The 16,215-nt window shown below is 67.2% G+C and carries 12 protein-coding genes and 3 pseudogenes; 11 read left to right on the plus strand and 4 right to left on the minus strand.

The annotated features are described in order from the left end of the window. Window positions 1-81: 81 nt before the first annotated feature. The 10 genes from NX02_RS12905 to NX02_RS12945 all read left to right on the plus strand — a co-directional run bounded on the left by NX02_RS12905 (window position 82) and on the right by NX02_RS12945 (window position 11,830). Window positions 82-573, plus strand: a complete 492-nt coding sequence (locus NX02_RS12905) for a TRAP transporter small permease (RefSeq protein WP_025292610.1) — start codon at window positions 82-84, stop codon at window positions 571-573. Beyond that, window positions 570-1,874 (plus strand): TRAP transporter large permease, encoded by a 1,305-nt coding sequence (locus tag NX02_RS12910; protein WP_084717756.1) that lies wholly within the window; start codon window positions 570-572, stop codon window positions 1,872-1,874. The genes NX02_RS12905 and NX02_RS12910 overlap by 4 nt, the downstream gene beginning before the upstream one ends. After that, window positions 1,871-2,938, plus strand: coding sequence for a TRAP transporter substrate-binding protein DctP (gene dctP / locus NX02_RS12915; protein WP_047099787.1), 1,068 nt, complete (start codon window positions 1,871-1,873; stop codon window positions 2,936-2,938). The genes NX02_RS12910 and dctP overlap by 4 nt, the downstream gene beginning before the upstream one ends. Beyond that, window positions 2,935-4,188, plus strand: coding sequence for a CaiB/BaiF CoA transferase family protein (locus NX02_RS12920; RefSeq protein WP_025292613.1), 1,254 nt, complete (start codon window positions 2,935-2,937; stop codon window positions 4,186-4,188). The genes dctP and NX02_RS12920 overlap by 4 nt, the downstream gene beginning before the upstream one ends. Further along, a complete protein-coding gene (locus NX02_RS30700; RefSeq protein ID WP_025292614.1) occupies window positions 4,188-6,500 on the plus strand; it encodes a 2-hydroxyacyl-CoA dehydratase family protein in 2,313 nt (770 codons plus the stop codon). Before NX02_RS12920 ends, NX02_RS30700 begins: the two co-directional genes overlap by 1 nt. After that, a complete protein-coding gene (locus NX02_RS12930) occupies window positions 6,497-7,690 on the plus strand; it encodes a CaiB/BaiF CoA transferase family protein (RefSeq protein WP_025292615.1) in 1,194 nt (397 codons plus the stop codon). The genes NX02_RS30700 and NX02_RS12930 overlap by 4 nt, the downstream gene beginning before the upstream one ends. Next, window positions 7,687-8,868 carry a CaiB/BaiF CoA transferase family protein gene (locus tag NX02_RS12935; protein ID WP_025292616.1) on the plus strand — a complete coding sequence of 394 codons (1,182 nt, stop codon included), beginning with the start codon at window positions 7,687-7,689 and terminating at the stop codon, window positions 8,866-8,868. The genes NX02_RS12930 and NX02_RS12935 overlap by 4 nt, the downstream gene beginning before the upstream one ends. Beyond that, window positions 8,865-10,046, plus strand: a complete 1,182-nt coding sequence (locus NX02_RS12940) for a CapA family protein (protein ID WP_025292617.1) — start codon at window positions 8,865-8,867, stop codon at window positions 10,044-10,046. The genes NX02_RS12935 and NX02_RS12940 overlap by 4 nt, the downstream gene beginning before the upstream one ends. Window positions 10,047-10,282: 236 nt before the next feature. Then, entirely contained in the window at window positions 10,283-10,444 is a 162-nt protein-coding gene (locus NX02_RS33300) for a molybdopterin cofactor-binding domain-containing protein (RefSeq protein ID WP_211258317.1), read from the plus strand. Between the two features lie 411 nt (window positions 10,445-10,855). Next, window positions 10,856-11,830 carry an alpha/beta hydrolase gene (locus tag NX02_RS12945; RefSeq protein ID WP_025292618.1) on the plus strand — a complete coding sequence of 325 codons (975 nt, stop codon included), beginning with the start codon at window positions 10,856-10,858 and terminating at the stop codon, window positions 11,828-11,830. Window positions 11,831-11,985: 155 nt separating this feature from the next. On the opposite strand, the gene NX02_RS12950 is transcribed toward NX02_RS12945, so the two are convergent. From NX02_RS12950 to NX02_RS12960, 3 genes and pseudogenes are all read right to left on the minus strand, one after another. Continuing rightward, a complete protein-coding gene (locus NX02_RS12950) occupies window positions 11,986-12,501 on the minus strand; it encodes a carbohydrate-binding protein (RefSeq protein ID WP_025292619.1) in 516 nt (171 codons plus the stop codon). A 6-nt stretch (window positions 12,502-12,507) separates the two neighbouring features. Then, window positions 12,508-12,696, minus strand: a pseudogene (locus tag NX02_RS32425) (IS3 family transposase); the annotation flags it as partial. A gap of 146 nt (window positions 12,697-12,842) precedes the next feature. Next, entirely contained in the window at window positions 12,843-14,399 is a 1,557-nt protein-coding gene (locus tag NX02_RS12960; RefSeq protein WP_025292621.1) for an ISL3 family transposase, read from the minus strand. 132 nt (window positions 14,400-14,531) lie between these two features. Here NX02_RS12960 and istA point away from each other — a divergent pair. Then, a pseudogene (gene istA, locus NX02_RS12965) lies at window positions 14,532-15,721 on the plus strand (IS21 family transposase); the annotation flags it as partial. Here istA and NX02_RS12970 read toward each other — a convergent pair. After that, window positions 15,694-16,211 (minus strand): annotated as a pseudogene (locus NX02_RS12970) (IS5 family transposase); the annotation flags it as partial. The pseudogenes istA and NX02_RS12970 sit on opposite strands and share 28 nt — an antisense overlap. Window positions 16,212-16,215 lie beyond the last annotated feature (4 nt).

Below are 16,215 nucleotides of genomic sequence, written 5' to 3' on the forward strand. Positions count from 1 at the left end.
GCCCAGACGATTGGCCGCCACGATGGTTGAAGGAAGCAATCAAATGCGGTCGGCTGCCCTACCCGCCCAAAGGTGCATGCCATGACCCCGGAATCCACGCTGGAAGACTCCGCACCGGCTCGGCCGCTGCTGACGCGCGCGATGCTGGCGATCGGGTCGGCCGGACTGCTGTCGGCGATGGCGACGGATGCGCTCGCGGTGGCGGGCCGGCATGCCGGCGTCCGCCTGCTCGGCGCGATCGAGATCGTCCAGGCGTGCATCGTGCTGATCGCCACCAGCGCCATCATGCTGGCGACGCTGGTGGACGGCCATGCCCGCGTCCATATTTTGCTCGAACGGCTTGCGCCGGGTCGCGCAAACCGGCTGCTCCGCGCCGCCGATGCGCTCAGCGCTCTGGTGTTCCTGGGCCTGGCGATCGGGTCGGCATGGCTGGCGTCCGATCTGTGGGACGCCTTCGAGTGGACCGAAATCCTGCATCTGCCGCTGCGCTGGCTGCGGCTCGCCTGGATCCTGGGCGCACTGGCGGCGGCGATCATGTTCGCCCGGCGTGCGGTGACGAGGCGTGTCGCATGATCTCTCCCGAATGGGCCGGCTTCGCCGGCATCCTCGTCCTGCTGGGGCTGCTCGGCCTCGGCGTGCCGATCGGCGTCGGGCTGGCGCTGGTCGGCGGCGTCGGCCTGGCGCTGCTGCTCTCGCCCGAGGCGGCGCTGATCAAGGCCGGCGTGATCGCCTTCGACACGATCTCCCGCTACGAACTGGGCGTGCTGCCGCTGTTCGTTCTGATGGCGCACCTGTGCTTCGCCGCGGGCGCGAGCCGGGACTTCTTCGATGCGGCTGCGCGGTTCGTCGGGCATCGCCGCGGCGGCCTGGCAATGGCCTCGATCGGCGGCTGCGCGGGCTTCGGCGCGATCAGCGGATCGAGCCTCGCGACCGTCGCCACCATCACCTCGGTCGCGCTGCCGGAGATGCGCAAGGCAGGCTATGCGCCCTCCTTCGCCACCGGCGCGCTGGCGGCGGGCGGTACGCTCGGCTCGTTGATTCCTCCGTCAGGCGCGCTGATCGTGTTCGGCATCGTCGCGGAACAGTCGATCGGCAAGCTGTTCGCCGCCGCGATCGTCCCGGGGCTCACCCAGGCGCTGTTCTACATCGCCATGATCGCCATTCTCTGCCGCCTGCACCCGCTGCTCGGCCCGCCGGCCCCGCGTGCCCCGTGGCGGGAGCGCTGGGCATCGCTGCGCTCGATCCTGGACGTCGCGCTGCTGATCCTGTTCGTGATCGGGGGATTGTTCATCGGCTGGTTCACGCCCACCGAAGCCGCATCGGTCGGCTGCGTGGCGGCGCTGCTGCTGTGCTGGCGGCGGGGACGCTTGCGCTGGCGCGCGGTGGCGACGGCGCTGGAGACGACGCTGCGCACCACAGGCATGATCTACATCGTCGTGATCGGCGCCTTGCTCTTCGCCACATTCATCAGCGCGACGGGTATCGCGGCGTTGCTTTCCAACATGGTGATCCAGCTCGATGCCGGGCCCACGGTGGCGATCGTGGCGATGGCGCTGGCGCTGCTGCTGCTCGGGTCGTTCCTCGATGGGCTGGCGCTGATGCTGCTGACCACGCCGATCTTCCTGCCGATCGTCGATCAGCTGGGCCTGAGCCCGATCTGGTTCGGCATCTTCCTCGTCCGCACGATGGAGATCGGCTTCATCCACCCGCCGCTCGGCCTCAACGTCTATGTCATCCAGGGCATCGCCGGGGACATTCCGCTGGGTACGATCTTCCGCGGCATCGTGCCGTTCCTGCTGGCGGACTTCCTGCATCTGGCGCTGCTGATCGCGGTGCCGGCGCTGGCTCTGTGGCTACCGGGGGTGCTGGCATGATCGCCCGTCTGTTCGCCGCCATATTGATCGCGCTGCTCGCGGGCTGTGGCCCGGCCACTGAGCCCGATGGCGGCACGGTGCTGACCTATGCCAGCCCCTATCCGCCGACCCATCCTTTCAGCCGCGCCGACATCCGGTGGATGGAGCATGTGCGGCAGGCATCTGGCGGGCAGGTGCGGATCAAGCCCTACTGGGCGGGCGCTCTGCTCTCCAGCGACCAGAGCATGGCCGAGATCCGCCACGGTGTCGCCGATATCGGCCTGATCACGCCGATCTACACGCGGGGCGGTGCGCATGCCCAGCGCGCGCAGGCAGGCTTCTATGGCGGCGTGCGCTCGATGGCGGAGCAGATCGCGGTGTACCAATGCATCGCCGCGCGCTTCCCCGCACTGCGCGACGAGGTTCACGGCCTGCGCGTGCTGGCGGTGCAGCCGGGCAATTTTCCCGGCATCCTTACCCGCACCCGGCCAGTGCGCAGCCTTACCGACCTCAAGGGGCTGCGGCTGCGTGCGCCGGCCGAAAATCTGGAGGTGCTGCGCGAACTCGGGGCCGATCCGGTCGACATGCCGATGAGCGACGTCTATTCCGCGCTTGCCAAGGGCGTGATCGACGGCGTCATCGCCCCCGCTGATACGCTGCGGAGCCTTCACTTCGCGGAGGTCGCCCGCTTCTTCACCACGCTGCGGGTCAGCCGCGGTGCCTATCCGGCGCGGGCCATGTCGCAGCGGCGCTGGCGCAGGCTGCCGCCGGCGCAGCAGCGCCTGCTCGCCGACAGCGAGCGGGTGTGGGAGGCCGCACTGATCGACGAGATCGACAAGGCGGAGCAGGCCGGCATCGCCTTCGGCAAGGCGCAGGGTGTGACCTTCCTGCCGATCGCCCCTGCCGACCAGGAACGCTTCGACATCCTCTACAACCGCAACGCGGCCCAGATCGCCACTGCGCTGCGCCGGTTCGGGCAGGACGGCACCCCAATTTTCCTTGAGGCGCAGCGGCTGATCACAGCTGGCCGCGCGGGCAGCCTGCCCGCCTGCGCATCCCCTCCCTCGCACCAGGGTACCCCATGACCAATCCAGAACTCTCCCCACCCCGGCCCCTGGAGGGCCTTCGCGTCATCGATTTGACCCGTGCGCTTGCCGGCCCCTATGCGACTTTGCTCCTCGCCGGTCTCGGCGCCGAGGTGATCAAGGTGGAAGACCCGCGCGGCGGCGACCTCGCGCGCGAGAACAGTCCCTATGTCGGCCGTGACGGCGTTACCGTCGAGCGCGCGCATGCCGACGACGTGTCGATATCCCACCTCTCCCGCGCGCGGGGCAAGCAGGGCGTGTCGCTCAACCTGAAGGCGCCGGGCGCGCAACAGCTGTTCCAGGACCTTTGCCGTAACGCCGACATCGTCGTCGAGAACTTCACCGCCGGTACCGCCGACCGCCTGGGCGTCGGCTACGCGGCCGCGCGTGAGGCAAACCCGGCGATCGTCTATTGCTCGCTCTCCGGCTTCGGCGCCGACGCACCCGAAGGCGGCAAGGCGATGGACGTGATCATCCAGGCCTTGTCGGGCGCGATGTATACCAGCGGCGATCCCGACGCGCCGCCGGTGCGCATGGGCATTCCGATCGCCGACATGCTGGCGCCGGTGTTCGCGGTAATCGGCATCCTCGCCGCGCTCGAGCAGCGCCATCGCACCGGCCAGGGCCAGCATATCGACGTGTCGATGCTCGGCGCGCTCACCTCCTTCGTCGCGATCGAGAACTGGGCGGCGCTGGCCGCGGCCGGTATGCCTGCACGCACCGGCCTCACCGTCCAGCGGCTGTCGCCCTTCGGCGTGTTCGAATGCGCCGACGGCTATGTCGCCCTGGTCGCCGTGCACGAAAAGCTGGCGCGTGGCCTGTTCCAGGCGATGGGCGCTCCCGAGATGAGCGACGATCCGCGCTTCGCGAGCCGGGATGCGCGCGTCGCCAACGCTGTTGCACTCGAGGCGAAGATCGCCGCCTGGTCGAGGACATTGCCCACCGCCGAGGCGGTGCGGTTGCTGGAAGCGCAAGGCGTGCCGGCCGCCCCGGTGCGGCATCCCGAGGAAGCGCTCACCGATCCGCGTGTGATGGCGCGGGTCGAGACCATGGCCATCGCCCATCCGCGCTACCCGCATCAGGCGGACCTGCGCACTTCGGGCATTCCAATCCGCTTCTCCGAAGCGCGTACGGGCTTCGACGAGACGCTGCCCATCGCTATCGGCGAGCATAACCGGCAGATCTATGGCGACCTGCTCGGCTATGATGCAGCGCGGCTGGAGCAACTCGCCAAGCAGGGTGTGATCTGATGGACGCACGCGCAGCCCTCGACCGGATCGCAGAGGCTTATGCCGATCCGGACGACGCCGCCGCGCGGCTGCAGGCCGAAGGTGCCCTGGTGGTGCGGACGATCGGCGCAGACGCGCCCTTCGCCTGGCTGCGTGCTGCAGGCGTGTGCCCGGTTCGGCTGGTGCCGGCACCGGGCGCCGCGCCGCGCGGACAGAGGCTGATGGAGCGGCTGCTCGACCCCGCACTCACCGAAACGCCGCTGCTGATGACGCGCGCCGATGCCGATCAGGCCCAGCTCTTCGCCGCTTTGCGGCAGCGCCGGCGGCTCGGCCAGCCCGCACCGCGCCACCTGCACCTGCTGGATCTGGTTCATCAGGGGCGGCCGACGTCCGCGCGCTACAATGCCGTTCGCCTCGCGCAGACGAATGCGTGGCTGGTGTCGATCGGCGGCCGTACCGTGACCGACGCGCTGCTGGAGCAAGCGGCCGCGGAAGACGCGGACGCGATCGCGCTGCTCCGGCAGGCCGGTGCCCTTTGCAGCGCCGATCCGCCGCGGCTTCGCGGTTCGGAGATGCTGCGGATGATCGGCTGCGCCGCGATTCTCCCGCCGGGCGAACTGACCCCGCTGATCGAAACGGTAATCGCCGGGGCAGACGCGCTGCCGACGCTCCACGGTCGCCGCGCATTCGTGGCCGGCAGCGCGCAGGAGAATGACGCGCTGTACCGGCAACTGGAAGCCGAGGGCTTCGTCCTCGTCGGCGACGATCAGGATTGGGGCGACCGCCGGCTTGGCGCAATGCCGTTCACCGGCATGGCGCCGCTCTCCGCCCGCAAGCCATCAGAAGAGGCAGCGGTGACAGCGGCAGCGGCGGCGGCCAGCCGCGCCGAATTGGTTCTGCACCTCTCGATCGAGGGGGACGAGGCGGCCCCCTGGCAGGTCTCCGCACTGGCCCGCGCCGTCGATCAGGGGATTGCAGTGGAGCCACGCCGCATCCGGCTGAACGCACCACGGCCTGCTCAGCAGAAACCGGCGGCGGCGAAGGCGGCAGCCCCGCCGTCGCACAGCCGGAAATCGCTTGAATCACTCGCCGGCTTCGGCGCCTATCAGCGCAGTTGGTTCCAGGAGGTGCGACAGCAGGCCGCCGCCGGCACGCCTTTCGCGATGGTCAACGCCAACGCACCGCAGGAAATCCTGCGCGCGCTCGACATACCGTTCGTCGTCAACCAGTGGTGGGCGTCGATCGTCGCCGCCAAGCAGCAGACCCGCCGCTATCGCGAATTGCTGCGCTCCCACGACTATCCGACCGACGTCGAGGCCTATAGCGCGCAGGGGCTTGCCGCGGCTTTCGATGATGATGCGGATCAGGCGCCCTGGGGCGGTCTCCCCAAGCCCGATTTCGTCCATGCCGTCGTGTCCAGCGACGCGACCACCGGCATCTTCGATGCGTGGGCGCAGGAAACCGGCGCCCACCTGTTCCTCTACGAGCGCACCGTCGATCCCCGCTCCACCATCGCGACGCGCTGGTGGGAGGAACTGCCCGATCGTTGGGAAGAGGTGCTCGAACCCGAACGCATCGACCTGCTCGTCGCGGAACTGGCAGATGTGATCGCGACGATCGAGGCGACCACCGGCCGCCGCTTCTCGCATGAGCGCTTCCTCGAGGTCATGGAACTCGTCAACGAACAGGAAGATTATTACCGTCGCACCCGCGATCTGATCGCGCGGACGGTGCCCGCGCCGATCAGCATCGTCGATTCCATGCCCGCGACGATGGTGCCGCAATGGCATCGGGGTACCGTCTGGGCACGGGATGCGGCGAAGGCCTTCTACACCGAGGTCGCAGACCGCGTTGCCGCTGGCCAAGGCGTGGTCGGACAAGAGCGGGTTCGGCTGATGTGGGTCGGCCGCGGGCTGTGGAGCGACATGGCCTTCTATCAGCGCTGGGAGGAGAGCCATGGCGCGGTATTCGTCTGGTCGATGTATCTGGCGCTTGCGGCGGACGGCTATATCCGCCGCTTCGACCGGGGCCGCGATCCGATGCGGGCGCTGGCCGCGCGCTTCCTGACGATGGGTGACGAGTTGCGGATGCCGAGCTGGGCCGGCCCATGGCATGTCCACGAAGCGGAGACGCACCAGGTCGACGGCGCGGTGGCGCTGTCCGATGCGGATCCCTTCGTGCTTGAGGCGTTGAAGGCCGCAGGCATCCCCGTCCTCGAGCTGGGCGTCGATAATTTCGCGCTGGATCCGGAAACCGCCGAGGCTCTGGAAGCGCGCATCACCGCCTTCATCGACGGGCCGGCGGCCGATCGCGCGGGGGCGCGACGCGCATGATGCGTCCACTCTCGGGCCTCCGCATCCTCGATTTCACGCGCTATCTGCCGGGCGCCTATACCGGCTGGATCGCGGGCGACATGGGCGCCGATGTGATCCGCGTCGAGAATCCGCGCGAACTCGCCAAGCATGCGCGCATGTTCGGCCACGCCGACGACCCCGAGGCGGCACGGCTGCGGCGCGCCCGTCCGTCCTACTGGCGGAACCGCCGCTCGATCGTGCTCGACCCCGGCAACCCCCACGGCGAGGCATTGCGCGATGCGCTGATCGCCTCGGCCGACATTCTCGTGGAGGATTACCGACCCGGGACGATGGCGAAGATGGGGCTTGGCTATGATGCGGTGGCAGCGATCAACCCGCGCCTCATCTACTGCTCGGTTTCGTTCGCCGGGCAAACCGGCCCGCTCGCCGATCGCGCCGGACATGATCCGGCGGCGCTGGCGCTGGCGGGAGTGCTGTCGCGGCTGAACGGCCTCGCCGAGCCGACGCTGCCGGGCGTGCAGGTCGCCGATGTCCTCGCTGGCGCTCATGCCGCAATCGCGGTGATGGTCGCGCTCCAGCAACGCGCGCGCACCGGTGTCGGCACGCATGTCGATGTCGCGATGTCCGACGCGTCGATGCCGCTGCTGGCGGTCGCGCTGGGTCGCGCCGAGGTGCCGGAGGATAGTCTGCCACCGGATGGACAATGGCACCCCAAGGGTGGCGTCTGGCGCTGTGCCGACGGCGAATGGCTCTGCACCACCGACATGGAGCCCCGCTACTGGCAACGTTTTTGCGCCGCCGTCGGCCGGCCGGACTATGCCGCGCTCCAGTTCGAACCCGCCGCGCATCCCGCGATCCGCGCCGATCTGGAAAAGCTGTTCGCCACCCGGCCGCGCGCGCATTGGCTCGAGCTGCTGCAAGCGGCCGACACGCAGGCGATGCCGGTGCTCAACCCGGCCGAGGCGCTGCGTCACCCGCATGCGGCGGCGCGGGGCATGCACCTCCGCCTGTCGGTCGGGGACGACAGCGTCGAACAGATCGGCACACCGTTCCGCCTGTCCGGCCTGCCCCAGCCCGAGCATCGCCCCGCCGGTCTCCCCGGCACCGAGCGCGATGCGATCCTCGCCGAACTCGGCTTCGATGCGGCAGCACGCGACGCGCTCGCCGCCGCTGGAGTCTTCGGCGACACCCCCGGAGACGCCGCATGAACGCGCTCGACGGACTCAACGTGGTCGATCTCAGCCACGCCATTGCCGGGCCCACCTGCACCAACATGCTGGCCGAACTCGGCGCCGACGTGATCAAGATCGAGCCGCCCCAGGGTGACGGCTTTCGCCACTACACCGAACATGGCGGTGCGCCGCTGCTCAGCATTCCCTTCGCCTCGATCAATGCCGGCAAACGGTCCGTGGTGCTGGACCTGAAGACGCCCGCCGGCATCGAGCTGCTGTGGCAACTGGTCGAGCGCGCCGACATATTGGTCGAGAATTTCCGGCCTGGCGTGCTCGCGCGGCTCGGCATGGATTTTGCGGCGCTGCACGCCCGGAACCCGCGGCTGATCCTCGTTTCCATCACCGGCTTCGGACAGTCCGGGCCGCTTGCGGATCGCGGCGCCTACGACCACATCGCCCAGGCGATGTCGGGCTTCGCCATGCTCAACGCCACGGCGGACGGCCCGCAGAAGATCGGGATCCCGATCATCGACGGCTTCACCGGCTATCTCGCCACGATCGGCCTGTTGGCCGCATTGCGGCGCCGCGACCACCGCGGCGTGGGTGAGCATGTCGACGTCGCGATGCTCGATGCGGCGCTGAAGCTGGTCAACACCACGGTCTCCGTCCACTCCTACACCGGGCGAACGCCCGGCGGCACGGGCAACCGGGGCTTCAGACTGGTCGCGACTTCCGAATTCTATCCGACCGCGGAGGGCTGGATCGCGCTCGGCGCCAACAACCAGCCGCAGGTCGAGGCACTGCTCCGCGTGCTCGGCCATCCGGAGATGATCGACGATCCGCGTTTCGCCAGCCATGAGGCGCGGGTGGAGCACTATGTCGCCGTACGGCAATGGCTCACCGAGACATTGGCCCAATGGCGCGCGGCCGATCTCGAAGCCCGGCTTGCGGACGCACGGGTGCCTGTCGCGATGCTTCGCACCGTGGGCGAGATCGCGCAGCATCCGCATGTCCGCCAGCGCGGGACGCTGCATCCGGTGACGCTGCCGGATTGGGATAGGCCGCTCGACGTCGTCGGCCCCGGCTTCGCCGTGGAGACGCAAGCACAGCCGATGGTGCCGGTGCTTGGCGCCGATACCGACGAGGTGCTCGCCGGACTCGGCCTGACGGCGTCAGACCTGGCGACGCTGCGTCAGGCGGGAGCCATCCAATGAACCCGCTCGACCTCGTTTTCCTCGGCGACATCATTCTCGACCTGCCGGAGCCGGACCATTGGCTCGGCGGCGTGGCGCCGGTCACGCGGGCGGCGGACCTCGCCATCGCCCATCTCGAGGTGCCGCACACCCGCCGCGGCGAGGAACTGGAAGGCGACGTCCCGGCGCCCGGCGCTGATCCGGCCCATCTCGCCGGGCTCGCCCGCGCCGGCATCGGGATGGTCTCGCTGGCCGGCAACCACATCGCGGATCGCGGTGCGATCGGTATCGCGGACACGATCGCGGAGCTCGATCGCCTCTGCATCGCCCATGCCGGTGCCGGAGCGAACCTCGCCGCCGCGCTGAAGCCTGCAATGGTCGAGCGCGATGGCCGGCGCATCGCGTTGCTTAGCTACAATTGCGTCGGACCGGAGATCGCGTGGGCGACCGACACGAAAGCGGGCTGCGCCTATGTGCACGTCCTGCCGGACGACGGCGGCCCGTCTCGCCCGCAGGCCAATCTCATGGTTGCGGAGCCCGCCTCCGTGGCCGCTATGCAGGCAATCATCCGCGCGGCGGCGGCTGAGGCGGATATCGTGCTCGTCGCCCTGCACAAGGGGATCACCCATCGGCCGGCGCAGCTCGCACCCTATGAGCGCCCGGTCGCCCAGGCGGCCATAGATGCCGGCGCCCATGCGATTCTGGGCCACCACGCGCACATCGCGCGCGGTATCGAAATCCATCGTGGCCGCCCGATCTTTCACGGCCTTGGCAACGGTGTGGTCGTCACCCACGCCTTAAGCCCGGCACAGGATCACCCGGCGCGCGCCGCCTGGGTGGAGCGCAGGAAGCAGATGTTCGGCTTCGAACCCGACCCTGCCTACACGGTCGCTCCCTTTCATCCGGAAGCCGTCAACGGGATGATCGGTCGCCTGCGGATCAAGCCGGACGGTACGCTGGAGACGAGCTTTCTTCCGATGTGGAGCGCCCCTCCCGGCCGCCCGGAAGTTGCGCAAGTCGACCGCGCGCCCGACATCGCCGCCTATATTGCGGCGATCGGCAGACAGGCCGGCCTGCCGCCGCTTCGTCTCAGCTGGCAGGATCGGTGGGTTCAGGTCAATCTGGCTGTCGCGCATCGTGCAAGGCGGATCGCGCGAAAGAGCGTTCGACGCAGCGCAGATAGATCGCCGACGTCGTGATCGAAGCCTGATCGAGCAACACTGGCATGATCCAAGCGGGGCCAGGTCGGGATTGGTGCGGGCCTGCACCAGGCGCCAGGCAAGCATCGCATCAAGCAGGCGCTCTCCGAGATCCGTAACCTGGTCGGTAGCTGCCCATGCGCAAATGCCGCCTGGCCTAAGAGCCCAATTAGCCTATACCCTATCGAGCCAGTCCTGGCGCATAAGGCTCACAACGGCAAGGGCTGCTGTCGACCATGGCGGTCTGGTCCGGGGGACGCCTGACGATCTATGAGGCGACGCAGGGCGCCCAGGTGGTCAAGGCGAACGTCGCCAAGTCGCTTGCGCTCGATCCGGCGGTCATCGACGTGAAATCCAGCTATGTCGGCGGCGGCTTCGGACAGAAGGGCCCGCCGTAACGGCAAACCGCGCTGGTCGCGCGCGCGGCGATGCTGACGGGGCGTCCGGTCAAACTGGTAATGCCGGGCGGTCAGGTCTTCCACAACGCCAGTTTCCGGCCGTTCAGCGACATCATTGGGTTATGAGTCTGAGAGCGCCTTCAGCACCGCCTTCAAGTGCCTGATCGGATGCGCGCGCCGTCAGTTTGGCCGTACAGCGAAAGAGGAACAGCCCTCCCCTCCCTCACGCTCGCCCTTTCTCTCGCCGATCGGGCCGATGCCGGCCGACCAAACGGCGATGTGAGCGAGACGGCCAGAGGCGCGTGATGCCGGTTCCGGCACCGCGCCTCGGATTCGCCGTTCGCGCTTCTGCCCGGCTTCGTTATGGTCGAGGCGATGCTTCGTAAAAGCAGAGCCAAAGCCGGAGTATAGATGAGGACGATCATTCTCGCGGCGATGCTCTTTGCGCTTGTCGCCGCGCCCACAGCCGCCCCGGCAAAGCGCGGACCGACTGACCGCGGGCCGACTGGGCGCGAGGTCGTGCAGGACGCCTTGTTGCAGCACGGACGCCTTGAGGGACCTTTCGAACTACACTCCCGTATCTACCCCGGTACGGTGCGCCGTTACTGGGTCTATGTGCCGACGGTTTATGATCCGGCGCGGCCGCCCAACCTGCTGCTGTTCCAGGATGGTCAGCGCGCGGTAAACCCGCGCGGTTCACTCAAGGTCCCGGCCGTGCTCGACCAGCTCATCGCGGCACGGACCATTCCGGCCACGCTGGGCATATTCGTGACCCCTGGCAATCGTTCTGAGCATTATCCTGCCGACCTAGGCATGCAGAACCCGGATCATCGGGCCGAGGAATATGATGCGCTCTCCGATGGCTATGCGCGCATGACGCTTGAGGAGCTTCTGCCTGCGGTTGCGCGGAGGTGGCGGTTCACGGACGATCCGAAACGGCGCGCGATCGGAGGCACCTCCAGCGGCGCGATTGCGTCATGGACGGTGGCATGGCGTCATCCGGAGGCGTTCGGGAACATCATCAGCTTCATCGGCAGCTATACGTCGATCGGGCTCGCGCTTGGCTCCGACGGTTCACCCGTCACCTATGGCGGCGACACTTATCCCGGCCTTATCCGCAAAAGCCCGATCCGTCCCTTGCGGATCTTCCTCCAGGACGGCAGCAGCGATCTCGACAATGAGCACGGGAACTGGTTCCTGGCCAACCAGCAGATGCTGAAAGCGCTCGAATGGGCAAATAAGCGCGCCGACGAAGAGGGACACCCCGGCCCGCGATACGACGTGAAGCACGCCTGGACCGACGGAAGCCACTCGGACGCTGACGGCGGCGCCATCCTGCCCGACGTCCTGCGGTGGATCTGGCGGGATCAGCAACCAGGCAGCTAGGCATAGGTCCGCTCGCCGGTGCGCTACACGATCCATGCCGGGGAACTGACGGTCGTCCCGCAAGCGAACATCAATGCAATCCGATCCGCGGACTCATCGCGCAAACCGCCAATAGTCGAGATCAATTAGCGGGTGATAGCCGTCGCCTTTGAAGATCAGATAGAGGTCGCGGGTACCGATTGCGCCGCGGATGTGGTCGTGCGCTCCTGCCACTGGCCGGTCGAGCCGGTTGCGCCGACCTGAAGCGTTCCGATCACCCGGCCGTGGATGCGATCCAGGCGAAGTTCCACGACCGAACTTTCGGCGCCGTTAGAGACGGACGCGACGAAGCGGCGCGCGCCGGCAGTCCCGAAGTCGACGCCCGCCACCTTGATGTAGCTGCGCTCCAGCACGCGCGTCACGTACATGCCCCTGCGCGCATCGCGTGCGGTGGTGACGCCGGGCACCCAGTCATAGTAGCGATCGCGATCGCGCGTGATCCGCGATGTCCAGGCGATCATTTCCGCCTCTACCCGCTTGTAGGGGTCGAGCGGCTCGATCTGAGGTGCGCTGGCCACATCCCACCAGTGGAGGTTCGGGATGGTGCCATCCGCATTGTAGGTGAACTTCGCAACGGTCACCGCGCGCCGCTCATGATGGATGGGCCAATCGTCCCCCGGTTCGACGGACACGCTGAGTTATCCGGTCATGCGCTGCTCGGCTTGCTCGGGTGTGAGATACCCGATGGCCGAGTGCATGCGATGCCGGTTGTAGTAGCCCTCGATGTATCCGAACAGCGCCTGCCGTGCCTCGGCCTGCGTCGCCCATCGGCACTGATGGACCAGTTCGACCTTCAGCGTATGGAAGAAGCTCTCCATCGGAGCATTGATGCTCCTATGTCGTGTGTGTATCGCCCATGGCGCGCCACAGCAGATCGGCGCTGCCGGCGCACAGCATATGCCAGGCGAAGAGGCTTGGCTGGTTGTGAATCGGCGTGGAATATTGGCTCTGACGCAGTTTTGATGATCGGTAGTCATGTCGCGCCGATCAGTCTGGCCTGAAGGAGGTCGAGTTTCCCGCGGCCGTACATTTGACGTTTGACTAGCTTGAGCTTCGTGATCTGCCCCTCGGTCTGGCCATTCGACCATCGGGAGACGACGGCGGCTCGAACCGCGGCAATATCCTTGGCAACGCCGTTCGCGAACGACGCGACCAGGCTGGCGCGTGCCCAGGCTATCCATGGATCGAGGTCGGTGCCGTCCTTGCGGCGGATCATGACGTGGAAGCGTTCGATGACGCGCCGCGCATCGACAAGGGATGGCACGCCAGCTTCAACCGCCGCCACAGTAAGGGTCTCCGCCTTGGAGAGATCGTTGCGCTCAAGTGTCATCAACCGCGCGATGGTTCTGGCCGACGGCACTCGGTGAAGCGTGTCGGCATCGACCTTCTCGGCGCGCCGTCGACGTGTTGCCCACTCCGTCACGACGCGCAGCGATCCTCGGAAGCCCTGCGCTTGCAATGAACGCCACAGCGCTGCGCCGTTATGGTGGCCCGCCGCCCACTGCAAATCCAGCCATGGCAGGTAGGTCTCGAGAGACGTTTCCCTCGTTCTGAACACATCGCTGCGTTCTCCGCGCAGGACTCGGCGCACCGTGCCGCGACTGTGGCCAGTGCGGCGCACGATCTCCTTGATCGCGACACCGGCTCTGGAGAGCGTCATGATCGCGGCATTGGTCTCCTCGCGATGCAGATACCCTTCGTATTGGAGCCGCTCGGCCGCCGTGAGTAGTTCCGGCTTGATCGTCATCGCACCGATGGCGCATCGGATTTGGCGCATCGACCGGCGTACCGCGTCCAGGAAGGCATGGCTGGCGTTTTCCATGAGATGCCAGCGGTCGGCGACCTGCACGGCGTTCGGCAGGGCCTTGGCCGCTGCGCAGGCATAGGCGCCGCCGCGGTCGCGCGCGATGATCGCCACTTGCGGCTGTCCTGCGAGCCACGCCTGAGCGGTCGCCGGTTCGCGGTCTGCCAGCAGGCCTATGGGCCGGCGCCGTTCGAGGTCGCAGATGATCGTGCCGTACCGTTGATTACGCCGCCATGCCCAATCATCGATGCCAATCACCGTCGGCGGCGGAGACGGCGGGCAGCCTCGGCGTCGCACGACGCGGAGCAGCGTGTCATTGCTGACCGGCAGCATGAGCCGCCGTGCAAAGCTGGCTGCGGGCCGACCACCAAGGGCGAGACCGAGGTGATGAACCAGCGTCTCCAACCGACCCGTGCGCCGCGCCCAGGGGGCTACGATGCCGTCGGCAAAGCGCTCCGCGAAAATCCTTTGTCCGCACCGTACCGCTTCGCAGCGGAAGCGGCGGACATCCGCCACCAGCTTAACGGGTCGGCCTGCCAGGGGCAGATCCGAGATCTGACGGCGATATCGACTGTGAACCCGGCAACTGACGCTGCCGCATCTTGGGCAATAACTCGTCGGTGACGTGCTGCGAATCAAGATCGTTGCGCCGTCATCATCCACCGCAGAGGTGACAATCGTGAAGCCCGGTGGGATCACTGAGGCCGGCCGAAGCGCTTTCTTCATGGCGTTTGCTCCCGATTGGAAACCGCCGCCATTCAACCCGCCAATTTCATCAAAATTGAGTCAGAGCCCAATTTTGCCCCCCTGAACGGAAGCGGTTCAGCGTCCTCGCTTTGAGCGGGGGCGATCGGGGAGATGCTGATCGTGGAGACGGTGGCGCGGATCCGGCGCGAGTTTTTCGTCAAGGGCAAGTCGATCAAGGAGATCGTGTGCGATCTTGGCGTGTCGCGGAACACGGTGCGCAAGGTGCTGCGGTCGGGCGAGACGGCCTTTTCGTATGAGCGGAGCGTTCAGCTGCTGCCGAAGCTGGGCCCATGGGCAGCCGATCTTGAGCGGCTGCTGGAGGCAATGAACGCAAGGCGCCCCGCGAACGGCTGACGATGATCCGGGTATTCGAGGAGTTGCAGGGGCTGGGCTATCGCGGCGGTTACGACGCGGTCCGGCGCTATGCGGCGAGCTGGTATCGTGATCGGTCGGCCGCGACGGCGGCGGCATTCGTGCCGCTGAGCTACGCGCCTGGCGAGGCTTACCAGTTCGACAGGAGCCATGAGGTGGTCGTTATCGCCGGCGTCACGACGACGGTGAAGGTCGCCCACATGCGGCTCTGTAACAGCCGGATGTTTTACGTGCGGGCCTATCCGCGCGAGAGCCAGGAGATGGTGTTCGACGCGCATGATCGGGCGTTCGCGTTCTTCGGCGGGGCCTGCCAGCGCGGCATCTATGACAACATGAAGACCGCGGTCGATGCGATCTTCGTCGGCCGCGAACGCCGATATAACCGGCGCTTCGAGCAGCTGTGCGGTCATTATCTGGTCGAGCCGGTGGCCTGCACGCCGGCATCGGGATGGGAGAAGGGGTAGGTCGAGAACCAGGTGGGGCTGGTGCGCGAGCGCTTCTTCACACCCCGCCTGCGGTTCAAGAGCTATGACGAGATGAACGCCTGGCTAATCGATCGCTGCATCTCCCATGCGCGGCGCGCTATCCACCCCGAGTTGAAGGACCGCACGGTCTGGGAGGTGTTCGAGGCCGCCGACCGTCCTGCGCTGATCGCCTATCGCGGCCCCTTCGATCGCTTCCGTGCGCTGCCGGCGTCGGTGTCGAAGACACTGCTCGTGCGGTTCGATTACAACAAATACTCAGTGCATGCGAAGGCGGCGGGGCGGCCAGTCGAGATCCATGCCTATACCGATCGGATCGTCGTGCGCCAGGATGGTGAGGTGGTCGCCGAACATGCCCGTCGGTTCGGGCGCGACCAGACCATCTACGACCCCTGGCACTACGTGCCGGTGCTGGCGAGGAAGCCTGGCGCGCTCAGGAGGGTGGCGTCTTCGGGCATGGCCTCGATCAGCGCCGGGACTTCACAGGCATCATGAACCTGGCCGCCGCTCAGTCGCAGGCTGACAGGACGTCCCTCAACGTCGACAAGAGCATGGAGCTTGCTGGTAAGGCCGCCCCGGGAACGTCCCATGTTACGATCTGCGGATCCCCCTTTTTACCCGTCGCCGCGTGCTGGTGGACGCGAACGCAGGTAGAGTCGATCATGACCAGTTCGCCGTCGAAACCCGCGGAAACTGCTGCCAGCAGCCGGTCCCAAACTCCGGCTTTGCGCCAGCGAACGAACCGGTTGTAGCAGGTCGTCGGCGGCCCATAGCGCTCCGGGATCTCCGCCCATGGCGAGCCGCTCCGGAACCGCCAGAGAATGCCATTCAGCACCCGGCGATCATCAACCCGTGGCACGCCTCGCTGCTTGTTCGGCAACAGCGGCTCGATGATCGTCCACTCACGATCCGTCAGTTCGTACCGTCGCCGCGTCATCTCG

The organism is Sphingomonas sanxanigenens DSM 19645 = NX02, assembly GCF_000512205.2.
GTDB classification, from domain to species: Bacteria; Pseudomonadota; Alphaproteobacteria; order Sphingomonadales; family Sphingomonadaceae; genus Sphingomonas_D; species Sphingomonas_D sanxanigenens.

Coding starts and splice junctions, on each gene's coding strand:
- NX02_RS12905 (WP_025292610.1), top strand. CDS start 82: ATGACCCCGGAATCCACGCTGGAAGACTCCGCACCGGCTCGGCCGCTG.
- NX02_RS12910 (WP_084717756.1), top strand. CDS start 570: ATGATCTCTCCCGAATGGGCCGGCTTCGCCGGCATCCTCGTCCTGCTG.
- dctP (WP_047099787.1), top strand. CDS start 1,871: ATGATCGCCCGTCTGTTCGCCGCCATATTGATCGCGCTGCTCGCGGGC.
- NX02_RS12920 (WP_025292613.1), top strand. CDS start 2,935: ATGACCAATCCAGAACTCTCCCCACCCCGGCCCCTGGAGGGCCTTCGC.
- NX02_RS30700 (WP_025292614.1), top strand. CDS start 4,188: ATGGACGCACGCGCAGCCCTCGACCGGATCGCAGAGGCTTATGCCGAT.
- NX02_RS12930 (WP_025292615.1), top strand. CDS start 6,497: ATGATGCGTCCACTCTCGGGCCTCCGCATCCTCGATTTCACGCGCTAT.
- NX02_RS12935 (WP_025292616.1), top strand. CDS start 7,687: ATGAACGCGCTCGACGGACTCAACGTGGTCGATCTCAGCCACGCCATT.
- NX02_RS12940 (WP_025292617.1), top strand. CDS start 8,865: ATGAACCCGCTCGACCTCGTTTTCCTCGGCGACATCATTCTCGACCTG.
- NX02_RS33300 (WP_211258317.1), top strand. CDS start 10,283: ATGGCGGTCTGGTCCGGGGGACGCCTGACGATCTATGAGGCGACGCAG.
- NX02_RS12945 (WP_025292618.1), top strand. CDS start 10,856: ATGAGGACGATCATTCTCGCGGCGATGCTCTTTGCGCTTGTCGCCGCG.
- NX02_RS12960 (WP_025292621.1), bottom strand. CDS start 14,399: ATGAAGAAAGCGCTTCGGCCGGCCTCAGTGATCCCACCGGGCTTCACG.